The following is a 20,181-nucleotide window of genomic DNA, read 5'->3' as shown; positions in this document are numbered from 1 at the left end:
TTGCGCGGGCAGCCGCCAGCGGGAAGAATGCTGGGAGTCCATGGCCTCACCGCGGTCAGTTACTTTCGGGGGAAGAACAAATGCCTGCGAACCATTTCAAGCAAATGCCCGGGGCCGGTCTGGATGTCTGAGCCCACGCCGCGCCACTACCGCTCCGGCGCGCACCGGGCTGGAGGCGGATCCCACTCCGGCGCGCGGCCCCTCACCAGGCGTGCGGGATGGATCCGGCCGCAGCATCTGACCGCGGGCGCCGTCGCACTCGCCCTTGTAACCGCCGGTGGCGTCTACGCAGGCGTCCAGGCAGGGTTACCGGATCCGCCGGCCGCTGCTGCAACCGCTGTCGCCACCTCGACTGGGACCGCGGTCGCGCCCGCGCCAGTTACCGTCGCCAGCCGCACAGCTCCGGGAGCTGTCCCGCCGGCCACCGCCGCCGCCAGCCGGACAGCTCCCGCATCTGCCCCGCCAGCTAAAGCCCCCGCCGTGCCCGCTGCCCCGGTCCGGGCCATCGGCCCCGGACTGGACGGCCAGATCAACGACATTATCGAGGACAACAGCGCTTACGCGCTGGGGGTGTCGCTGATCGATCTTTCGGATGGTGTGGTCCACGGCTACGGAGTCCAAGGCAATTTTGTGGCCGCCAGTACGGCCAAGATCCTTGCCGCGTCGGCGTATTACCACCTCGTGGAGACCGGCCGCGCCTCGCTGACTGCCCGGATGGGGGCCTCGACGGCCGGGGCCCAGATCCGCCAGATGGTCCAGCAAAGCAACAACGACTCGTGGGCGCTGATCCTCTCGGCGGTCGGCTATGGGCGCATTGCCGACTACGCCGCCTCGATCGGGATCACCTATGACTGCACGGTGAACCTGCTGGCCCCGGCAGAAATGGCCCGGACCCTCCAGCTGCTCTACACGGGACGGTTGCTCAATGCCGGCCACACCGCCCAGCTGCTGTCCTACATGCAGAACACCAATTTCGAGACGCTGATCCCTCCTGCGGTTCCACCGGGCGTCGGGGTCTTCCATAAGTACGGGCTGCTGTCCGGATACCTGCACGATGCCAGCATCCTGGTCAAGGACGGCCGGGCCTTCGTGTTCGTTGTGTACACCCGTGGCCTGAACTATTCGGACACGGGTCCCCGGACCCGGATCATTCAACAGCTCACCCGGACCGTGACCGCCGCCCTGTTCTGAGAGTACCGGTGGTTTTCAGGACCCGGCGCAGGACCTTTCGGTGGCCCTTTCGGTGGTGCCGTAGACGTCAGGGCTGACTTTATAGCCGTGGCGGTCCTGCGCCAACGCGCGCTTGTTGACGGCGGCCAAGGCGGCCGCATCCAGCGTCGTGGTGGAGTGGAGGTCCAGGAATTCCTGGCTGTCCCCACCGGAGGCCGTTACTTTGAAACTCCCCTCTCCGGCGCGGTAGTACTTCTGCTGATGGCCGGACGACGCCCCCTCGAGGGGGTTGAACTCGTCGACCCTCAGAATTTTGGCTTTCATGCTGACCACCTGGCCGCAGTCCAGGAAATCAATCGATGGTGCTGACCCCTCTGTATAGGGGCCAAATTTTCTCGTGGGGTGCGCCGGCATGGCAATGCCGGCCCGCGCATTGTCTACTCCGGCGATGAACGTGCTGGGGGCGCCGGCAAATTTTCCGGATTCAAGCTCCTCCGGGTACTCGCCCAATAGCCAGACCGTCCCCTTCCTGGTCTGGGCAAAGAAGGCCAGTTCGGATTCTTCGAGGACGCCGTCGGAGTAGTCACGGTCCCACAGGACAACCGTGCGAACTCCATCCACCACCTTTGTCAGGTCCGTCACGATTGACACCACACGGTGCGTGTGGACCTCCGGCGGACTCGTGGTGAGGTCGGTGACCCTGCCAATGAAGTCGGATCGGGTTCCCGGATTCATGGGAAGCCAGATGTTATCAACCTTCGGCTCGTCCGGGAAAAAACCCGCCCTTAAGTCAGGGAGCGTGCCTGGGCCGCAGTCGGTCGCGGCGCCGGTGCTGGACTGGGCGGCCCCGACTGTGAAGAGTGACAGCGGCAACGCCAGAAGGCAACTGACTATGGCCATGCTTTTGCGGAGCATCGGATTTCCTTTGAGGCGTTACGGCGCTGTCTCTGTCCGCGGTCAGGCCGTGACCGGCCCGGCGGCAGCCTGTTCCCGCTCGCGTGTCTTCCTGGATTTGGCGAACCGGAGGTAGAGCGAGGGCACGATAAACAGATTGAGCAGGGTGGAGGTGATCAGGCCGCCCAGAATCACGACGGCCATGGGGTGTTCGATTTCGTGGCCGGGGATGTTGCCCATGACAACCAGGGGCACCAGGGCCAGCCCGGTGGCCAGAGTGGTCATGAGAATCGGCGACAACCGCTCGGCGGCCCCGCGCAGTACCAGCTCGCGGCCGAAGGTCTCGCCTTCATAGGTTTCCAGGTGCTGGCAGTGGTTGATGAGCAGGATGCCGTTGCGGGCGGCGATGCCCATCACCGTGAGGAAGCCAACGAGGGACCCAAGGGACAGGACTCCGCCGGTTATGTAGGCGGCAATGACCCCGCCGACCAGGGCCACCGGCAGCGTGAGCAGCGACAGGACTGCCAGCCGCCAGCTCCGGAAGGACGCCTGCAGCAGCAGAAGGATCAGGGCAAGTGCCGCCGTGGAGTAGATCATCAGGCGGTTCGTTGCCGCCTCGCGTTCGGTGTATTCGCCGAGCAGCTGCACGCTGTAGCCGGCCGGGAGATCCAGGCTGGCCAGGCGCGACTTCAGTTCGTTGGCCACCTTTCCCAAGTCCGCTCCCCGGGCCAGGAAGGATCCCACCTCCACGCGGCGGGATCCGTTAGTGCGGTCGATCTGGTTCGGCGTCGCCTGCAGGCTCACGTCGGCGACGTCGGCAAGCCGGACCCGCGTTCCACTTGGCGTATCGATGGGCAGGTCCTCGATGCTGGTGACGGACGAGCGGGTGGCCGGCGTGCTCCATACCTGGACGTCGTAGGCCCGGCCGTCCCGGAAGACGTCGCCGACTTCCTCGCCGGCTACGAGTGTCGCGGCCGCGCGCCGGACGTCCCCTGGTTTGAGTCCGTACTTCTGAGCCGCGGCCAGGTTAACCGTGACGGCGATCTGGGGGACTTCCACCTCCAGGGAGACATGCGGGTCCTCGGTGCCCTCAATCGAGTCCATGACGGCCTTGACCCGTTGCGCCTGTTCCCGGAGCGTCTTGAGATCGTCTCCGTAAACCCGGACCAGGATGGGCTCGCTGGCGCCGGTGATGACCTCTTCAATCCGCTCCTTCAGATAGGTCTGGACGTCACGGTGCAGCCCGGGGTAGCCGTTGACCACTTCCTCCACCGCGGCCACCGTCTTGTCGTAGTCGGCGTGGCGGTCGATGCTGATCCAGTGTTCGCCGGCGTTGACACCGACGATCTCGTCCGCGGCGAATGCCTGCCCGATGTGCGTGCCACAGTTCAGGACACCGGGGACCTTGAGAAATTCCTCGCAGCCGCGCTGGGAGATCCTGAACTCTTCCGCGGCAGAGGTTCCCGGTTCCGAGATCCAGTGCATCAGGAAGTCCCTTTCCTTGAACGTGGGGAACAGGGACGAGCCCATCAGCGGAGCGAGGACCAGGCCCACTACCGCCAGCACGCCAAAGCCTGCGTAGCCGATCCGGGGCCGGTTCATGGTCTTGGACAGGGCAGTGTGATAGCCGCGTTTGAGCACACGGACCAGCGGCGCGTCGCGTTCTTCCAGTTTGGCGTTGCCCAGCAAAATCAGGGCAAGGGCCGGCGTCACTGTCAGCGCCACAAGCATGGAGGCAAGGACAGCAAGGGTGTAGGAGACGGCCAGCGGCCGGAAGAAGACCCCGGTCAGCCCGTCCAGGAAGAAGATCGGTACGGCTGCGACCACAATGATCAGGGTCGCGTAGACGATCGGGCTACGCATTTCCAGCGAGGCTTTCAAAACCACCGATGCCGCAGATTCGTCACTGCCAGAGCCCTTAGCGGCCCCGGCACGCCGCTGCCGGAGCCGGCGCATGATGTTCTCGACGTCGATGATCGCGTCATCCACCACGACTCCCACGGCGATGACCAGACCCGCAAGCACCATCGTGTTGATTGCACTGGAGGTGAAATAGAGCACGAGTGCGGCTGTGAGCAGGGACAAAGGAATCGCGACGATGCTGATCAGGGCCGTGCGCCACTGGAACAGGAACGCGACGAGGATCATGACCACGAGCAGGCAGCCCAGCAGCAGCGCAATACTGAGGTTGGAGATCGCCTCCTCAACGAAGCTGGCGGGCCGGAAGATCGTGGTGTCGAAGTTGATGCCGCTCAGGCCCGGCTGCATCTCGCGGAGGGCCTCCTCTACCCCCTTGGTCACGTCCAGTGTGTTGCCCCACGGCAACTTCTCGACGATCAGCATGAGCCCGTGCCCGTTGTTGATCACCGCATCACCAATCAGCGGCTGGTGGTCCTCGACAACCTGGGCCACATCGCCCAGATGCAGCGCCACCCCGTCCTTTTCCCGAATGGTTACCTGGGCCAGATCAGCGGGAGTCTGGATCGGCTGGACGTGGCGGATCCCCATTCTCTGGGTCGGGCTGTCAATGAACCCACCGGTTCCGATGAACCGTCCGGGGGAGTATTTCAGCAGCCCGGCGTCGAGGGCGCCGGCGGTGACTTCCATGACCTGGTTGAGAGAGACGTTCTGGGCCTTGAGCTTGTCAGGTTCCACTTGGACCTGAAGCATCTGGAGCCGCTCGCCCCAGATGGCTACATTTGCCACCCCGGGGACCCGCAGCAGCCGGGCCCGGATGGTCCAGTAGGACAGCATGGACATTTCGATGAGCGAATGTTCCGAGGACGTCATGCCGATCTTCATCACGCGGCTGGTCGCAGACAGCGGCTGGAGCATCACCGGCGGGGCCGCCCAAGTGGGCAGCGCCGCAGTCACCGCAGCCATCCGTTCTGATACGAGCTGACGGGCGTTGAGCAGGTCAGTGCCCTGATGGAAGAGCAGCACGATCGAGGAGAGCTGGGGTACGGACTTGGACCGGATCTCGTCCAGGCCCGGCATGCCGCTCACGGCGGCCTCGATCGGCACACTGACGAGCTCTTCGACTTCCTGGGCGGTCAACCCCAGGCACGCTGTCTGGATTTCCACCCGTGGCGGGGCGAATTCCGGGAAGACATCCACGGACGCGGAACTCAACTGCAGGGAACCGAGAAGCATCACGGCGCACGCGAGGGCGACAACAACCGTCTTGAAACGGAGGCTGATCCCGATGAGCCAGCGCATGTCACTCAGCCGTATCGAATTCAGTGCCGAGAAGTTCCTCCGCACCCGTCGTGACCACCACGGTCCCTGCCGGCGGCCCGTCCGTCAGGACGGCAACGTCGCCGTTGATGCGCTGGACCGTGATGGATTGGCGGACGTAGACCCTAGGTTCAGGGTTGGTGTACACCCACGCCTTGCCCGAGCTGTCGTACAGTATGGCCCCGTAGGGGACAGTGAGCTTCTTGGTCTGGGGATCGGCGGCAATCACGGCTGTCGCGATCCCGACCCGTTCGACGGCGTGCTCCGTGAGGGTGAGCCGGTGAAGGTCCGTGCCGGGTACTTCGGCGATCTGCGCCGGTTCGCCTTCGGACGGTGCGGCCTCCGGCGCCTGCGCGCAACCTGTGGCGGAGAACGCCAGGAAGACCGTTACGAACACCGCCACGATGAAAGTGGCCACCTTGTTGCCCCGCGACGATAGTGGGGAGTTCATGGTGCATCCTGGCTTTCAGTTGGTGCAGCGGTGCCCTCTCCGGTCCGGGCGCTTGGCGCTGGCTTCGGTTCGAAGCGCAGCAGCATAGCGGGCACAACAAACAGGGTGAAGAAGGTTGTTGTCAGCAGGCCGCCCCAGATGATCACGGCAAGCGGCAGGATAATTTCCGTTCCGACGACGCCGCCGAGGAGGACCAAGGGCACGAGCGCCAGGGCCGTTATCACGATCGACATCAGGACGGGCCCCAGCCTCTCCTTGGTTCCGCGGACCACCAGCGCGGGCCAGGGCGCCGAAGCATCTGTTGCCTGCAGGCTCCGGACCTGGCCTGTCAGCAGGAGGGCACCGCGGACGGCTATTCCCAGCACTGCGGCGAATGCGACAAGGGCCACCAGCGAGTTGACGCCGCCCGTGGCCTGGGCGGCCAGCACGCCGCCGGACAGTGCCAAGATCAGGCCGAGGAAGAGCGGGGCGGCGAGCCGCCAGCTCCCCGTCGCCGTCTGCAGTAACACCAGGATGCCGGCGGTGGCAACGGCAGCGAGCAGCCAGAGCCACTGGTAACTGTTTTGCTGCTGGGCGTATTGGGTGAGGATCTCGGCATGGTAGGAAATCGGGAACTGCATCTGCTGCAGCGCCGTGTCGATGTCCCGCTGGATGTCGCCCAGCGGACGGCCCTGGATCTCGGCCTTGACATCGACGCGCCGCGAGGTGTCGTCGTGCAGGATCACGGACTCGTTCCCGACCATGGTCACCTGCGCGACGTCGCCGAGGCGGGCGTGGCCGCCGTTGGGGGTGTCAATGATCAGGTTGCGGACGCTGTCAAGGCTGCTGCGGGTGGCCGCATTCCCCTTCACGATGACCGAGAAGACCTTCTGCTGTTCATAGAGGTTGCCGACTTCGATGCCTTGGAGCAAGGCGGCAGCCGCCCGCCGTACATCACCAGGGACGACGCCGGCCTTTTGGGCCGCGGCCAGGTTCACTTTGACCTCGGCGATCGGCTGTTCAGCGGGCAGGTCGACATGCGGATTGACCACACCGGCCGTGTGCTCAAGAATCTGTTGCACCTCCGCCGCCTTCTGCCGCAGAATCGTCGGGTCCAGTCCGAAGACCCGGACGGCAAAGCCGCTGTCCGCTTCTTCCCGGATCTGGTCGATGCGTTCCTGCGGATAGGTGGAGACTTTGCTGGTCAGGCCCGGATAGCCTGCGATCACCTGGTCGACGGCGGCGGCCGTGTCGGGGTAGGACGCGTCCGGGGCCACGGTCACCCACAGCTCGCCGGAGCTGACGTCGCCGACCTGATCCGAGGTGATTGCACGCCCGACGTGTCCTCCGACGTTTGCCACGCCCTGCACTTTGCGCAGTTCTCCGGCGGCCGCTTCGGTGATCCGGCTCATTTCCTGGTCCGACGTGCCGGCTATCGCGCTCCAGTGCACCACCAGGGTCTTGTCCGCCAGCACCGGAACCACGGGACGAGTCCCGGCCAACTGGGGTGCGAGCGCCAGACCTGCCACCGCCACCACTGCCGCGGCGGCAAATACCCACCGCGTCTTTTGCGTTAGGCGCGTTACCGTGCGGCCGTAAGCGCCTTGCAACCGCGCCAGCGAACGGCGTTCCGACGCCTTGGAACCGCCAGGAAGGACGAATGCCAGGGCCGCCGTGACCGTCAGCGCAACAATCATCGAGACCACCAGCGCGAGCAGATAGCTCTGCACCAGGGGGCCGAACAGGGCGCCGTTCTCACCCGGGATAAAGAGCGCAGGCATGAGGGCCAGCGCCATGATCAGCAATGCGTAGAGGATTGGCGTCCGGGCTGCCCGCAGGGCGCCCGGGATCACCGAGTCGCGTCGGTCCTGGTCCTGTTCCGGGCCCTGAACCGGGACGTGGTCCTGGCCGGTGCCGGGACCGGCATCGGCGGATGCTGAATCTGCCCCGGCGGCAGCTCTGGCGGCGGCGCTGCGTGCCCGTGCGATTCCGTTCAGGTCCTCCGCAACGTCTCCCACGATGACTGCCAGAGCAAGCACCAGGCCGGCCAGGACCATGGTGTTCATACCGGTGCCGCGCAGATCGAGCACCAGCGCTGCCGCGGTCAGCGACACGGGAATCGTGATCAGACTGATCAGGGCCGTGCGCCAGGAACGGAAGAAAGCACCGAACAAGGCAACGATCAGCAGCAGCGCGATCAGCGCAGCAACGCCGAGCGTACCGACCTCTTCGTCGATGAAGGAGGCCTGCCGGTAGACGCTGGTATCGATCGTGACCCCTGGCAAACCGGGTTGGAGCTCGCGGAGGACCTCGTCGACGCCCCGGGTCACGTCCATCGTGTTGGTCTCCGGGAACTTCTCGATGACCAGCAATAGCTCGGCTTCGTTGCTGAGCAGGGCGTCGCCGATCAGGGGCTGGTGGTCGGTTGCCACCGAGGCCACGTCCTTAAGCAGGAGCTTGCCGGCCGGACCCTGGAGGGGAACCTGGCCCAGGTCCTCCGGGGTGGTAATCGGCAGGACATGCTGGACGCCGATCCGCTGATGGCCCGTCTCGAAGAAACCGCCGGTGCCCGGTGTGGATGCTTCCAAGTAGCTCAGGGGCGACACCCACACGGAGTTGCCGGTGGTCTTGATGATCTCGTCAAGGGTGACTCCCTTGGCCTCGAGCCGCGCCGGGTCCACCAGGACTTGAAGTTGTTGGTCGCGCTGGCCCCAGATGGCCACGTTCGCGACCCCGGGCACGGCCAATAGCCCGGGCTTCATGGTCCAGCGGGCCAGGACGGACATGTCGATGGCGGACATGTTTTTGGAGGTCAGCCGGACCATCATGACCCGGCTGGTCGAGGACAGCGGCTGCATGAGCACGGGAGCTGCCGAAACATTGGGCAGTGCGCGCGCCTGGGTCAGCCGTTCCGAGACGAGCTGCCGTGCGCGCAAGATGTCGGTCCCCGGCTTGAAGACCATCTGGATCGACGAAAGGCCGGGCACGGATTTGGATCGTATTGCCTCAACCCAGGCCACCCCGTTCAGCAGGTCGGCCTCCATGGGGGAAGTGATGAGTTGCTCCACCTCGGCGGCCGAGAGTCCCAGCGCTTCCGTCTGGATCTCAACCTGCGGCGGGGCGAACTCCGGAAAGGCGTCCACGGACATGCTCGGCAGGTTGGTGAGCCCGAGGGCAAGGATTCCTGCCGTAGCGGCCAGGACCAAGAGCCTGAACTGCAGAGTCCAGCGCACGATTGCACTCATCATGGCCGTTACCCCGCATGCCGCACAGGGGTGCCGGGACCACGGAATTGACTCCGGCGTCGTCGGTAGCGTGGGCCGGTGGGGTGGGCCTGGGGAGTGGCCGGACCGTGCAGTCGCCCTGCCGCGGAAGCGGCTTCTGTAAATACGATGCTGACTGCTATTCCTGTGTGGCGAACTGCCAATATTCCATTCACGGCGCGGCTCCTCAACCTAAAGCCATAGCGCCCCCCAGCCGTCAAGAGCAATAATGATCTTCGGGCACACAGGCGTCAATAGAGATACAGGTGATCGCCATGAAAGCAGTCGCAGGGGACCGCATCATCATTCGGGGGCACACGGTCGAGTCCACAGACCGGCACGGCCAGATCCTTGAAGTGAGAGGGGACGATGGTGCGCCGCCGTACCTCGTCAAGTTTGACGACGGCCACGAGACGATCATATTTCCCGGCGGTGATTTCGTCGTCGAACGGCCCGGAAGCGGGCCCTAGAAACTCCGCACTGGAACCCGGTCCTAGAAACTCGACGAGCTCCCGGACCCGGAGAAGCTGCCGCCGCTGGACCCGTACCCGGTGGTGGTGGCGCCGCCGCCGCGCGCGCTGCTGACGCTGCTCACACCGCTGGTGAAGCCGCTGTTGAAGCTCGGGACCGAGAAGAAGTAGTAGGACGGGTACACCGTTCCGAGGATGCTCGGCTCGTACGCGTGGCCGTATCTGGCCTTGGTCCCCGACTGCGCACTGTCCATTTCCTGGCGCATGAGTCCGGCTTCCTTGTCATTGCGGGCATAGGCGTCGATCAAGGTGTCCGCGTGGTTCTTCAGGAGCTCCGAGAGGTGGGTCCGGGCGTCACGCAGCCGGTCCAACGCCGTCTCGGGTGTGATTGAGCCGTCCGCCAGTTCCGCCGACCAGCGCTCCACATCACGCCGGCTTTCATCGCGGAAGGACCGCAATGCCGCAGCCGTCGCCGAGGTTCCTTCGGCACGGCGCTGGCTGAGCAGGTTTTCCAGATCGTCCAGGTCACTGCAGAACGGTTCGAGCTGACGGTCCCATGCGGCGGGCCACGCTGAGCCGCGGTTGAGCAAGGCATTGGTATCGGCGATCACGTCGTCCAGTGCGTCGAGTTCGGCCGCGGCGTCGGCGTAGCTCCGGACCAGTTTGAGGTTGGGCCGGCGGCCCAGGTCCCCGCTGCCGAGGGCACGTACCTGGTTGGAAAGCTTGGTGGCAGCGTTGTACCGGTTCACAAATGTGCGGTGCTTCTCCAGGACGGTGCTTCCGTACCGGGACGACTCGGGAATGGTGCTGGCGTTGAGCTCGGTGACCTGCAGGTCCATGCTGACGTTGGCGTAGCTGACGTCACCCCGTGCCAGTTCCTTCCGGCTGGACACCCGCGTCCGCCACCGCACGATCAGCCACGCCGCAGCCCCGCAGACCGCGGCGGCCACCACCGTCCAGGCCGTGACCAGGAAAGCCGTGGAACGGTACCACGGCTGGTTGATGAGTTCGGCGCCGCGGCGGATCCCGGCAATGGTGCCGTCGGTCCACTGCGCATCGCGGAGCAGCTCCTTGGAGGCGTTCTGGATGTCCTCGCGCTGTTCGGGGGAGACCTTCCGGTCCTCACCCATGTACGTCCCCACATGCCGGCCCACCGGATCGAGGGCGAAGATAAACAGCCCGTCCGCCCACTTCTGCCCGTCGGCGCTGATCCATTCTGGATGTTCGGTGCGGGCGAACCGCAGGACTTCCGCGTTCAGGTTGTCCGCGGCCGTGCCGTTGTACGTGTAGATCGCAACTTTGGTGGGCATGTAAAAGTCGGTGGACCGCACCGCGGGCAGCAGCGTTCTTTGGTCCAACACGCCGGCGCGGTCTTCAACCATGACGGCGGTCGGCGTCACGGCGAGCGCCACGGAGGCTCCGCCGAGAAGGCCGGCCATCAGCACTACCAGGGCGGCGAGGGCCTTGCGCGTGATTCCCATTTTCCGAGCGTAGTGGCTGGCTCCAGCGACGTCGACGCACACGCCGCCGCAACGGGGAGCTCGCCGTTGGGTTGACCGTCCTGCGGGGCCGACGCGCGGCAAACCGATGGACTCTGGTCAGGCGATAGCGGCAACGCTACGCTATTCCGTGCCGGCTCCCCGGCCGGCCACACCGATGGAGAAATCAGGGATGCACCATGGCTGGCAAATTTGAGGTCTACAAGGATAAATCCGGCGGATTCCGGTTCCGGCTCAAGGCCTCCAACGGCGAGGTGATCGCCTCCTCGCAGAGCTACAAGACCAAGGCGAGCGCCATGGGCGGCGTTGAGTCGGTTAAGAAGAACGCGGCCTCGCCAGTGGTCGATATGACGGAAGCGGCCGCCGAGACGGGATGAAACCGCAGGTCAGGTGTCCCGTTGGGCCGGCCACCGCCTAGGATTGCGGCATGTCTACCTATGAACTTACCCGCAGCGCAGTCATTCCCGCGCCGGCCCGGGACATCTATCCGCTGGTGAACAGCTTCCACGAGTGGACCAAGTGGTCCCCTTGGGAGGCCGTAGATCCCGCCATGGAACGGAGCTACTCCGGCAGCGAATCCGGCGTCGGCGCCAAGTACACCTGGAGCGGGAACCGCAAAGCCGGCTCCGGCACGATGGAGATTGTCGATACCGCCGAGCCGCGCAACATCAAGATCCGCCTGGAGTTCACCAAGCCCTTCAAGGCGGTCAACCCCACGTCATTCACGTTCGCGCCCTCAGGCGACGGCACCCAGGTCACGTGGACCATGACCGGGGAGAACAAAGGCATCGGCAAGGTCTTCGCGCTGTTCATGAACATGGACAAGATGGTCGGCTCGGACTTCGAAAAGGGCCTGGCCTCGCTCGCGGGCGCCGTCGCACAGCGACAAGTCTGAAAAGGGATTCGCCGGACCGCCCGGTGACGGGTTCGTTATACCGGGACGGCTCGTAATACCGGGTGGTGCTGGCGGTTGGGGCCGTCAGGGTTGCCCGGCGGTCCGGACGAGTCCGGGGTGATGAATCCGGGCGACTTCCGGGTGGGCCCGCAGCCAGCCCTTGAGCACGTTGGCGCCGTAGGACGCGAGCATTGGATTGTCCGGATCATCCGTGATCCCCCGGGACCGGGCCGCAAGCGCGGGCGGAAGCGGCACCGGCTCAATGACGGCGTCGAGCCGGGGCGAGAAGAAGAAGGGGACCGTGTAGCGGTCGACTCCGGGCGGCGGCGCCTCGACGCGGTGAATGGTGGCCGCCAGGTAGCCCTGGGTGGCGACTTCGAGCATTTCCCCGAGGTTGACCACCAAAGCCCCCAGAGTCGGCTGCACCGGAATCCAGCTGTCGCTGCCCGGTGGGAGCACCTGCAGGCCGCCGACTTGGTCCTGGAGCAGCAAGGTGACGAAGCCGTAGTCCGCATGGGCGCCAACTCCTTGGGGCCCGGCGTCCGCGACGACGCCGCCGACGTAATGGACCAGCTTGGCCATCCAGGCCGGTGAGTCCCGGAACGGTTCATCGAAGTAGCCTTCCGGCAGTTCGAGGGACACGGCAATGGCGCTCAGCAATTCTGCGCCGACGCGGGACATGCGGTCCGCCCAGGCCATGCACACGGTGCGCAGTTCAGGCAGCGCCCGGTCCGGCAGCAGGTTCGGTCCCTGGACCAGCCAGTACGGCTGATCCGGCGGGTAGTCCTCGACGGCGGGGCGCTCGGGCCCGAAGTCGAGCTGCTCGCGGGCGTCCGGCCGTCCCTGGGTGATTTCGTGGCCCAGCCGCGTGTAGCCGCGGAAGTGGGGAGAAAGCCTGTTGTCCAGTTCGAGTCTTGACTCCAGCGGGAGCTCGAAGAACCGCCGGGTGACGTCGAAGAGTTCGTCCACCTCGGCCGCAGAGGCTCCATAACCCGTCAACTGGAAGAAGCCAACTCGATGGGTAGCGTCGCGCAGGGCATCGATAAACGCCGGGTCAAACGTGCCGTCCTCCCGCCTGGCGGTACTCAGGTCCAGGAGCGGAATTGAATCCGATGGTGCGTCCATGAGTGCAAAGTACCACCGGCCATGCTCTCCCAGCCACAAGTCAGGGTCCTCCCGGGTTTTGTGGACCGCGGTGTGAGAGAGTGCAACTGCTGGAGCCGCCAATGCACGCTGATCGGTCAATTAGAAAGCCGGAATCCATGAGCCGGAATGCCACGCAAAGTCATCGACGAGTGGCCGTGCGGCTGCTTGTCGCAGCAGTCCTCATGGTGTCGGCTGCGGCGTGCGAGCCGTCGCCGCCGGCCGGCAGCCCGGGTCCCAGTGCCGGAGGCACAGCTCCCACCGCCGGGGGCACAGCTCCCACTGCCGGGGGCACGGCCACCGCGGGGACGGGGTCGAAGCCCGGGCACGTGTTCGTGATCAATCTCGAGAACAAGGGCTACAACAAGGTGTGGGGCGCGGGCTCTGAGGCTCCCTACCTGTCGCAGACGCTTCGCAGCCAGGGTGTCCTGCTCTCCAAGTACTACGGGATCGCCCACAACTCGAACCCAAACTATTTGGCCCAGATCTCCGGCCAGGCATCCAACGCCATGACCCGCGACGACTGCCCCACCTACGCCGCGTTCGAGCTGACTGGGACCGACTCGCTGGGCCGGGCGGACGGCACCGGCTGCGTCTATCCGGCCTCGGTCCCCACGGTAGCGGGGCAGCTCAGCGCCGCCGGCAAGACCTGGAAGGGCTATATGGAGGACATGGGCACGCCGTGCCGTCATCCTGAACTTGGCGGGAAGGACAGCAGCCAGGGGGCCAAGGTGGGCGACCAGTACGCAACGCGGCACAACCCGTTCGTGTACTTCCAGGCCATCACGTCGTCACCGGAGTGCCAGAGCAATGTGGTGGACTTTAGCGAACTGCGCGGCGACCTCCAGTCCGTGTCCACCACGCCCAACCTGTCCTACATCTCGCCCAATCTTTGCAATGACGGCCACGACAACCCCTGCGTCGATGGCACCCCGGGCGGACTAGCCGCCGCCGACAGCTGGCTGAGCCAGCAGGTCCCGGCAATCCTGGACTCCCCGGCCTTCCGGCAGGACGGGATGCTGGTCATCACCTTCGACGAGTCCGAGGGCAAGACAGTTGGGCCGTCAGGGCTGCTACCCGGAGGGACGGACGGCGGCAGGATTGGGGCACTGGTCCTCTCGCCGTTGATTACGGGCGGCACGACGTCGGACCGGGCCTACAACCACTTCAGCCTCCTGGCGAGCATCGAAGACGCATTCTCCCTCCCGCGCCTCGGATACGCCGGAGCGCCGGGCCTGAACAGCTTCGGCGGTGACGTCTTCAACGCGGGCTCCTAGCCGCCGAGCCTCCCGGGCATGACCGAACGGGCAGAACCGACCCGGCCGGAGCGGCTGCTAGCTCGCTGCCGGGGCCGCGCCGTTGCCGTTGGAGTCCTGGCCGTATTCGGCCGAGATCAGGATGGGAAGGTGGTCCGAGGCGCCGCGGGGCAGCGTTTCCACGCTTTCGATCTCGAGCCCCTGCGAGGTGGCAAAGTCGAAATGGCCCTTGAAGACTCTGTACCGGGTGTAGGTCCGGCGGTCACTCATTGTGAGGTCGTAACCGGCGTCCTTCATCTGCGCCGTCAGGGACTTGGTGAAGAACGGATAGTTGAAGTCACCCACCATCAGCGACATCAGACCGCCGCCCATGCTGAGCAGCTCCGCATGGGCGGCATGGATCTGGTTCCGCCGCAGGGAGTTCGACGCCGTCAACGGCGCCGCATGGAAGGACGCGATGACGAGGCCGTGGTCGGTCTCGTTGTCGGTCACGCGCGTGCCGATGAGCCGCTCGTGCGCGGGGGCCAGGACCCTGTCGTGGAGGGACTTCTTCAAGGCAAACGTCTGCGTCTCGTAAGCGGTGAAGCGGTCCTTACGATAGTAGATGGCCAGGCCCAGCCGGTTGCCCCGGGTGGAGTCGGCAAGGTGGAGATCCCCGATGGTGTCCGGCAGATCCTCCGTGTCGCACTCTTGGAGGCACAAAGCATCAATCTCGAAATCGCGGGCCAGATCGACCAGCTCGCCGCTGGCCGCGTGCTTGCGGAGGTTGTAGCTGATGACTCTAAGCAGGGGGAGCACCTCTTCGGTGGGTAGTGGTTGAAACCTCACCCGAGTCTACCCAGTCAGAGCGGATCGAGGGGGAATAAACGCCCCGCGCGTCCGGATCAGGGCCTCAAACACGGCGGCCCGTGCGGCCGCCTGCGCGGTGGTGTGGCAGGGTGCCGCCGGTCCGAAAGGATAGTGTGTTCTGGAATCACCAGCCACGCGAAAGGGCGGACGTTGACTGCTGCACAACCGGAACTTGCCGAGGGCGATTTCTATTATGAGACGTTGGGCGCCGGGCGGTTCCGCTCCACGATCCATGCCCAGGGTGCCTGGAACGAACACGAGCAGCACATGGCCCCCGCGTCCGGCATCATGGCAGACGCGCTGGCCAGGCATAAGCCCCGCGGGGACATGCGCATGGCGCGGCTCAGCTATGAAATCCTCGGGCTGATCCCGGGCGGTGAGTTCGAGGTGGTGACCTCCACCCTCCGCCCTGGCCGGACCATCGAGCTGGTGCAAGCCGAGTTAGTAGCCGGCGGCCGCACGGCCATCCGCGCCACGGCCTGGCGGATGATCACCTCGGACACGTCCGCCATCGCGGCTTTCGAGGATCCCCGGATCCCCGCGCCGGAGGACTGCGAACCGTACGACGCCGCACGCATTTGGCCCGGCGGCTACATCGCCTCACTGCATATGCGGATCGCCGAGGGCCACCGGGCGGGCTCGGGGACTGTCTGGCTCCGCACCGACTACCCGCTGACCGACCAGGCAGACAGCGGCGACCTCGCCCGGCTGGTCGGCCTGGTGGACACGGCCAACGGAATCGCCGCCCGGGTCCCGCCGGGCAAGGGCAGTTATGCCTTCCCCAACCTGGACCTGCAGATCCACATGTACCGGCAGCCGGAGGGGGAGTGGCTGGGGCTGGACAACGAGGTCTCGTTCGGCACGGACGGGATCGGGCTGACCTCCACGGTGCTGCATGACCTCACTGGCCCGTTCGGCCGCGCCGAACAGATCCTGACGCTGCGCAAATCCTGACGCTGCGCAAATCCTGACGCTGTGCAAGTCCCAGGCGGGTGCGAAGGTCCCTAGCTGGTGTGGAAGACGAGCCAGCCGGCCAGCGTGGCCAGTGCCGTCAGGGCGGCACCCCAGAGGATGTCGACAACAACCAGCCGCCAGGGCCACGTCTTGAGCGTGGCGGCATTGGTGAGGTCGTACGTGGCATACGCAAACGCGCCAAGGGCGGCACCGTAGCCGACGGCGCTGAGCCAGCTGCCGCCGTCGAGCGCTGGGCGCAGGGCAAAGAACACGATCCCGGCAATGTAGATCACGTAGAACACCACCGCGTACCCTAGATTGGGCTTGCTGGCCATTAGCTCACCAATCTGGCGGCGGTAGAACGGGTTCATCGTCTTGAGCCAGATGGCGTCGATGACGGCGAACGCGGCGGCTACGACGAGGAATTGCAGAATGACCATAAGGGAGCATAACAACATGCCGCAGGCGCCAGCCGGGCCCCGGACCCTGACGGTGGTCCGGCAGCAGGAATCACTCGGTGCCGCCGCCGACCTCGACTTCGCGCTCGAGCTCCTGCAGAAGATCAAATCCGGTTCGTTGGGCCCTACCCTGCGGCTTTACCGTCCCGTTCCCACGGTCGCTTTCGGGCAGCGCGACACCCACCTGCCCGGGTTCGAGGCAGCCGCCGAGGCCTGCAGGCAGCTCGGGTTCGAGCCCCTGGTCCGGAAGGCCGGGGGCCGGGCGGCGGCGTACCACCAGCGGACGCTCGTCATCGATCACCTGGAGCCAGATACAGACGCGATTGCCGGGGCCAAGGGACGGTTTTCGCGCTTTGGCGAACTGCTCGCCCGGGCGCTGCGCGACGCCGGCGTGGATGCCTGCGTCGGTGAAATTCCGGGGGAATATTGCCCCGGCGAGTTCAGCGTGCACGGCAGCGACCCGGAATTCCCGGAGCGCAGGATCAAGCTTGTCGGCACCGCCCAGCGGGTGGTCGCCGGCGGCTGGCTCTTCAGCTCGGTGATCGTGGTGGCGGACTCCGCCCCGATCCGCGCGGTCCTGGAGGCCAGTTACGCCGCCCTCGGCCTCGAGTGGGATCCGGCGACGGCGGGCGCGGCCGACGACCTCGTGCCGGGCCTGGACGTCGACGCTGTTGAGGCTGCGGTGATCGCCGCCTACGGACGCTACGCCCCGCTCAGCCACGCGGAGTTCCCGAGCCTGCTTTGACTCCAGGGACGGCTCCTAACCGGACGGCGTTCCGCCCGTGCTGGCAAGGATGCTGCCCAGATTGCGGTATTTCGCCAGGCGCCGGGGGACCAGTTCGTCCACCCCGGTGCTGGCGAGCGTGGCGAGTTCGTATTCGATGGCCCGGCCAAGGCGCCGGCAGAAGGCCTGGGCTTCCTCGGCCGCATCGGGGCGTTCGTCCACGATGTGGTCCACGAGCCCGTTGGCGTGCAGCGATGCGACGTTGACGCCTTGGGCCTCGGACATGGCGGGGGCGAAATCAGTGCTCCGGTGGACGATGGCGCTGGCGCCTTCGGGCGGGAGCGGGGACAGCCAGGCGTGCTGGGCCGCGATGGTGCGGTCCGCGGGCAGAAGGGCCAGTGCCCCGCCGCCCGCACCTTGACCCAGCAGCACGGACACCGTGGGCGCATTGAGCCCGATGAGGTCGTGCAGGGAGCGGGCGATCTCCCCGGCCAGGCCGCCCTCCTCGGCCTCTTGGGACAGGGCGGCACCGGCGGTGTCGATGATGGTAAGCAGCGGGAGCCCGAGTTCCTCGGCGAGGCGCATACCGCGACGGGCCTCCCTGAGGGACGCGGGCCCCATCGCCGACTGTGCCAATACGCTCTGTCCCATGCGCGTCGGCCGCGTCGGCCTCGGCCGGGTGTGGCCGATGACCACGCAGGATTGCTGGCCGAAACGGGCCAGGGCCAGTTGAAGGCCGGGGTCCTTTTCGCCCTGTCCGGTGCCGTTGAGCGGGAGCACGTCCCGGGCGCCGTGCGCCAGCAACTGCCGCACATCCGGCCGCCGGGGATCGCGGGAGATGCCGATCGATTCCCAGGCGCCGGCGCCGGACGGCTGCACGGACAGTGTCGCGGGTGCGGCGATCGGGGCCTGCGGGCCGGTGACCAGGATGCTCAAAGCGCGGTCGACGACGTCGGACAGCTGCCAGGGCGGGACCACCGCGTCAATCAGCCCTTTATCGAAGAGGTTCTCGGCGGTCTGGACGTTCTCCGGGAACGGGGCGCCGTGGACGGCCTCGTAGACCCGGGGTCCGAGGAAGCCGAGCAGGGCGCCGGGCTCGGCGGCGGTGATGTGGCCGAGGGATCCCCACGAGGCCATGACCCCTCCTGTGGTGGGATGGCGCAGGTAGACCAGGTAGGGCAGCCCGGCCATCCGGTGGGAGCGGACGGCGGCGCTGATCTTCACCATGGAAAGGAACGCGATTGTGCCTTCCTGCATGCGGGTGCCGCCCGAGGCAGGTCCGGCGAGGAGGGGCAGGCCTTCGCTGGTGGCGCGTTCGACGGTGTTGACGATCCGTTCCGCCGCGGCCTGGCCGATGGAGCCGGCGAGGAACCGGAACTCGCTGATGATGACGGCGACCCGGCGGCCGCGGATGAGGCCTTCGCCGGTGAGGACTGATTCGTCCACGCCGCTCTTGGCCCGCGCGGCGGCCAGTTCCTGCCGGTACTCGGGGCCGGGATCAGGGTCCGTGACGGGCGCATCCCAGCTCCGGTAGGACCCGGGATCGAGCACCGCGGCGATGAGTTCGGTGGCGCCCAGGTGCCGGACCTTCTGCTGGGTCAGCATGCCCGGTCACCGACCGTGCCGCTGGCCCTTGTCAGCCCGAGCCACCGGCGGATCTGGTCCCCGTCCTGGTCCAGCAGCGGCGGCGCAGTGTGGGCCTTCAACGTGGTTTCTGCGGTGTCGGCGGCGCTGAAGAACCGTAGCGGCGGGCCCGGCAGGCTCACGGTACCGAGAATTTTGTGGTCGACGTCGATCACGAGACCCTGCGAGTGGACCTGCTCCCATGCGTAGACTTCGTCCAGGCTTCTGACCTTGCCGGCAGGGATGCCGGCGTCGTTGAGTTTGGTCAGCAGCGGCTCCGCCTCGAACTCGGAGAACACCCGCTCCACTTCCTCGATGACCTTCTCGCGGTTGCGCACCCGGTCCGCGTTGGTGGCGAACTCCGGCCGCGCGGCGTCGATCCCGAACGTCGAAGCGAACCTGTTCCAAAGCTTCTCGCTTCCCACGCTGATCTGTACCGTGCCCTGCCGGCAGTGGAACAGGCCGTAGGGGGCAATTGAGGGGTGGTGGTTGCCCTGGGCCTTCGGGGTTTCCCCCGCAACCGTGGCCCTGGTGCCCTGGAAGGCGTGGACCCCGATCAGCGCAGCGAGCAGTGATGTGCGGACGATCTGGCCTTGGCCGGTACGCTCACGCTGCAGCAGCGCCGCGAGGGTGCCGAATGCCCCGTACATGCCGGAGAGGAGGTCGGCGATGGGGACGCCGACGCGCTGCGGATCGTCCGGGCCGGAGCCGGTCAGGGACATCAGTCCGGCCTCGCCCTGGAGGATCTGGTCGTACCCGCTGCGCCGGGATTCCGGGCCGTCGTGCCCGAACCCGGTGATGGAGAGGACCACCAGCGCCGGATTCAGGTCATGCATTTGTGCAGCGGAGAACCCGAGCCGGTCCAGGACGCCGGGGCGGAAGTTCTCGATGACCACATCGGCGCGCTCCAGCAGTTCACGCAGCACTGCCCGCCCGTCGTCGCCCTTCAAGTCCAGGGCAATGGATTCCTTGTTGCGGTTGCAGGACAGGAAGTACGTGGCCTGCGGATCATCCTCCGGGCCCACAAATGGCGGGCCCCAGCCGCGGGTGTCATCTCCGGTGCCAGGGTTCTCCACCTTGATCACGCGCGCTCCGAGGTCAGCCAGCATCATCCCGGCATGCGGGCCGGCCAGGGCACGGCTCAGGTCCACCACGAGATAGCCGGTCAGGGGGCCTTCGGCGTCGGGCAGGGGTTCGGTGCTCATTGGTGTGTTCCTTCTCTGGTCGGGTCTTTGCGGGTGCGCGCGGCGACCTCGGTGTGTCTGCGCGGTTGGTTGACGTGCCGGCGAGCTACACCCAGCGGTCACATCCAGTCG

Annotated in this window: 17 protein-coding genes; 7 read left to right on the top strand and 10 right to left on the bottom strand. The window is 66.2% G+C overall.

The annotated features are described in order from the left end of the window. The first annotated feature begins 480 nt into the window (after positions 1 to 480). The gene (locus tag AC1DKQ_RS18880) at positions 481 to 1,191 is read left to right on the top strand and encodes a serine hydrolase (protein ID WP_476919823.1); all 711 of its coding nucleotides are present in this window, start codon (positions 481 to 483) and stop codon (positions 1,189 to 1,191) included. A 15-nt stretch (positions 1,192 to 1,206) separates the two neighbouring features. Here AC1DKQ_RS18880 and AC1DKQ_RS18875 read toward each other — a convergent pair whose 3' ends face one another. The 4 genes from AC1DKQ_RS18875 to AC1DKQ_RS18860 form a co-directional block, all read right to left on the bottom strand. Next, a complete protein-coding gene (locus AC1DKQ_RS18875; protein WP_476919822.1) occupies positions 1,207 to 1,905 on the bottom strand; it encodes a hypothetical protein in 699 nt (232 codons plus the stop codon). Between the two features lie 222 nt (positions 1,906 to 2,127). Beyond that, complete coding sequence (locus tag AC1DKQ_RS18870) at positions 2,128 to 5,283, bottom strand: efflux RND transporter permease subunit (protein ID WP_476919821.1); 3,156 nt, start codon at positions 5,281 to 5,283, stop codon at positions 2,128 to 2,130. 1 nt (position 5,284) lies between these two features. Beyond that, positions 5,285 to 5,752 (bottom strand): hypothetical protein, encoded by a 468-nt coding sequence (locus AC1DKQ_RS18865; protein WP_476885689.1) that lies wholly within the window; start codon positions 5,750 to 5,752, stop codon positions 5,285 to 5,287. After that, positions 5,749 to 8,979, bottom strand: a complete 3,231-nt coding sequence (locus AC1DKQ_RS18860; RefSeq protein ID WP_476919820.1) for an efflux RND transporter permease subunit — start codon at positions 8,977 to 8,979, stop codon at positions 5,749 to 5,751. Before AC1DKQ_RS18860 ends, AC1DKQ_RS18865 begins: the two co-directional genes overlap by 4 nt. Before the next feature lie 290 nt (positions 8,980 to 9,269). Between AC1DKQ_RS18860 and AC1DKQ_RS18855 the strand changes: the two genes are divergently transcribed. After that, a complete protein-coding gene (locus AC1DKQ_RS18855) occupies positions 9,270 to 9,464 on the top strand; it encodes a DUF1918 domain-containing protein (RefSeq protein WP_476885691.1) in 195 nt (64 codons plus the stop codon). Positions 9,465 to 9,487: 23 nt separating this feature from the next. On the opposite strand, the gene AC1DKQ_RS18850 is transcribed toward AC1DKQ_RS18855, so the two are convergent. Further along, the gene (locus AC1DKQ_RS18850) at positions 9,488 to 10,945 is read right to left on the bottom strand and encodes a DUF5129 domain-containing protein (protein WP_476919819.1); all 1,458 of its coding nucleotides are present in this window, start codon (positions 10,943 to 10,945) and stop codon (positions 9,488 to 9,490) included. A 197-nt stretch (positions 10,946 to 11,142) separates the two neighbouring features. Between AC1DKQ_RS18850 and AC1DKQ_RS18845 the strand changes: the two genes are divergently transcribed. Both AC1DKQ_RS18845 and AC1DKQ_RS18840 read left to right on the top strand, forming a co-directional pair. Then, positions 11,143 to 11,340, top strand: coding sequence for a YegP family protein (locus AC1DKQ_RS18845; protein ID WP_476885693.1), 198 nt, complete (start codon positions 11,143 to 11,145; stop codon positions 11,338 to 11,340). Between the two features lie 50 nt (positions 11,341 to 11,390). Next, complete coding sequence (locus tag AC1DKQ_RS18840; RefSeq protein ID WP_476919818.1) at positions 11,391 to 11,858, top strand: SRPBCC family protein; 468 nt, start codon at positions 11,391 to 11,393, stop codon at positions 11,856 to 11,858. An 84-nt stretch (positions 11,859 to 11,942) separates the two neighbouring features. Here the strand turns inward: AC1DKQ_RS18840 and AC1DKQ_RS18835 are convergent, their stop codons facing one another. After that, the gene (locus tag AC1DKQ_RS18835; RefSeq protein WP_476919817.1) at positions 11,943 to 12,983 is read right to left on the bottom strand and encodes an isopenicillin N synthase family dioxygenase; all 1,041 of its coding nucleotides are present in this window, start codon (positions 12,981 to 12,983) and stop codon (positions 11,943 to 11,945) included. Positions 12,984 to 13,330: 347 nt separating this feature from the next. Between AC1DKQ_RS18835 and AC1DKQ_RS18830 the strand changes: the two genes are divergently transcribed. After that, a complete protein-coding gene (locus tag AC1DKQ_RS18830; RefSeq protein ID WP_476919816.1) occupies positions 13,331 to 14,278 on the top strand; it encodes an alkaline phosphatase family protein in 948 nt (315 codons plus the stop codon). Positions 14,279 to 14,335: 57 nt separating this feature from the next. Here AC1DKQ_RS18830 and AC1DKQ_RS18825 read toward each other — a convergent pair whose 3' ends face one another. After that, entirely contained in the window at positions 14,336 to 15,046 is a 711-nt protein-coding gene (locus AC1DKQ_RS18825) for an endonuclease/exonuclease/phosphatase family protein (RefSeq protein WP_476885765.1), read from the bottom strand. Positions 15,047 to 15,256: 210 nt separating this feature from the next. On the opposite strand from AC1DKQ_RS18825, the gene AC1DKQ_RS18820 reads away from it, so the two are divergent. Next, on the top strand, positions 15,257 to 16,060 hold the full coding sequence (locus AC1DKQ_RS18820) for a thioesterase family protein (protein ID WP_476919815.1): 804 nt from the start codon (positions 15,257 to 15,259) through the stop codon (positions 16,058 to 16,060). 50 nt (positions 16,061 to 16,110) lie between these two features. Here the strand turns inward: AC1DKQ_RS18820 and AC1DKQ_RS18815 are convergent, their stop codons facing one another. After that, positions 16,111 to 16,500 (bottom strand): DUF2177 family protein, encoded by a 390-nt coding sequence (locus tag AC1DKQ_RS18815; protein ID WP_476885698.1) that lies wholly within the window; start codon positions 16,498 to 16,500, stop codon positions 16,111 to 16,113. A 16-nt stretch (positions 16,501 to 16,516) separates the two neighbouring features. Here AC1DKQ_RS18815 and AC1DKQ_RS18810 point away from each other — a divergent pair, with 16 nt between their 5' ends. Continuing rightward, on the top strand, positions 16,517 to 17,263 hold the full coding sequence (locus AC1DKQ_RS18810) for a lipoate--protein ligase family protein (RefSeq protein WP_476919814.1): 747 nt from the start codon (positions 16,517 to 16,519) through the stop codon (positions 17,261 to 17,263). Between the two features lie 15 nt (positions 17,264 to 17,278). Here AC1DKQ_RS18810 and AC1DKQ_RS18805 read toward each other — a convergent pair whose 3' ends face one another. Both AC1DKQ_RS18805 and AC1DKQ_RS18800 read right to left on the bottom strand, forming a co-directional pair. Further along, entirely contained in the window at positions 17,279 to 18,847 is a 1,569-nt protein-coding gene (locus AC1DKQ_RS18805; RefSeq protein WP_476919813.1) for a carboxyl transferase domain-containing protein, read from the bottom strand. Continuing rightward, positions 18,841 to 20,070, bottom strand: coding sequence for a CaiB/BaiF CoA transferase family protein (locus AC1DKQ_RS18800; RefSeq protein ID WP_476919812.1), 1,230 nt, complete (start codon positions 20,068 to 20,070; stop codon positions 18,841 to 18,843). The genes AC1DKQ_RS18805 and AC1DKQ_RS18800 overlap by 7 nt, the downstream gene beginning before the upstream one ends. Positions 20,071 to 20,181 lie beyond the last annotated feature (111 nt).

Source organism: Arthrobacter sp. 05L421, assembly GCF_056397785.1.
Note: the sequence above shows the minus strand (reverse complement) of the source record. Positions and strands in the feature narration are given on the sequence as shown.

Excerpts from the sequence above, each read along its gene's own strand:
- AC1DKQ_RS18875 (WP_476919822.1), bottom strand. The coding sequence starts at position 1,905 with ATGAATCCGGGAACCCGATCCGACTTCATTGGCAGGGTCACCGACCTC.
- AC1DKQ_RS18870 (WP_476919821.1), bottom strand. The coding sequence starts at position 5,283 with ATGCGCTGGCTCATCGGGATCAGCCTCCGTTTCAAGACGGTTGTTGTC.
- AC1DKQ_RS18865 (WP_476885689.1), bottom strand. The coding sequence starts at position 5,752 with ATGAACTCCCCACTATCGTCGCGGGGCAACAAGGTGGCCACTTTCATC.
- AC1DKQ_RS18860 (WP_476919820.1), bottom strand. The coding sequence starts at position 8,979 with ATGATGAGTGCAATCGTGCGCTGGACTCTGCAGTTCAGGCTCTTGGTC.
- AC1DKQ_RS18855 (WP_476885691.1), top strand. The coding sequence starts at position 9,270 with ATGAAAGCAGTCGCAGGGGACCGCATCATCATTCGGGGGCACACGGTC.
- AC1DKQ_RS18850 (WP_476919819.1), bottom strand. The coding sequence starts at position 10,945 with ATGGGAATCACGCGCAAGGCCCTCGCCGCCCTGGTAGTGCTGATGGCC.
- AC1DKQ_RS18845 (WP_476885693.1), top strand. The coding sequence starts at position 11,143 with ATGGCTGGCAAATTTGAGGTCTACAAGGATAAATCCGGCGGATTCCGG.
- AC1DKQ_RS18840 (WP_476919818.1), top strand. The coding sequence starts at position 11,391 with ATGTCTACCTATGAACTTACCCGCAGCGCAGTCATTCCCGCGCCGGCC.
- AC1DKQ_RS18835 (WP_476919817.1), bottom strand. The coding sequence starts at position 12,983 with ATGGACGCACCATCGGATTCAATTCCGCTCCTGGACCTGAGTACCGCC.
- AC1DKQ_RS18815 (WP_476885698.1), bottom strand. The coding sequence starts at position 16,500 with ATGGTCATTCTGCAATTCCTCGTCGTAGCCGCCGCGTTCGCCGTCATC.
- AC1DKQ_RS18810 (WP_476919814.1), top strand. The coding sequence starts at position 16,517 with ATGCCGCAGGCGCCAGCCGGGCCCCGGACCCTGACGGTGGTCCGGCAG.
- AC1DKQ_RS18805 (WP_476919813.1), bottom strand. The coding sequence starts at position 18,847 with ATGCTGACCCAGCAGAAGGTCCGGCACCTGGGCGCCACCGAACTCATC.
- AC1DKQ_RS18800 (WP_476919812.1), bottom strand. The coding sequence starts at position 20,070 with ATGAGCACCGAACCCCTGCCCGACGCCGAAGGCCCCCTGACCGGCTAT.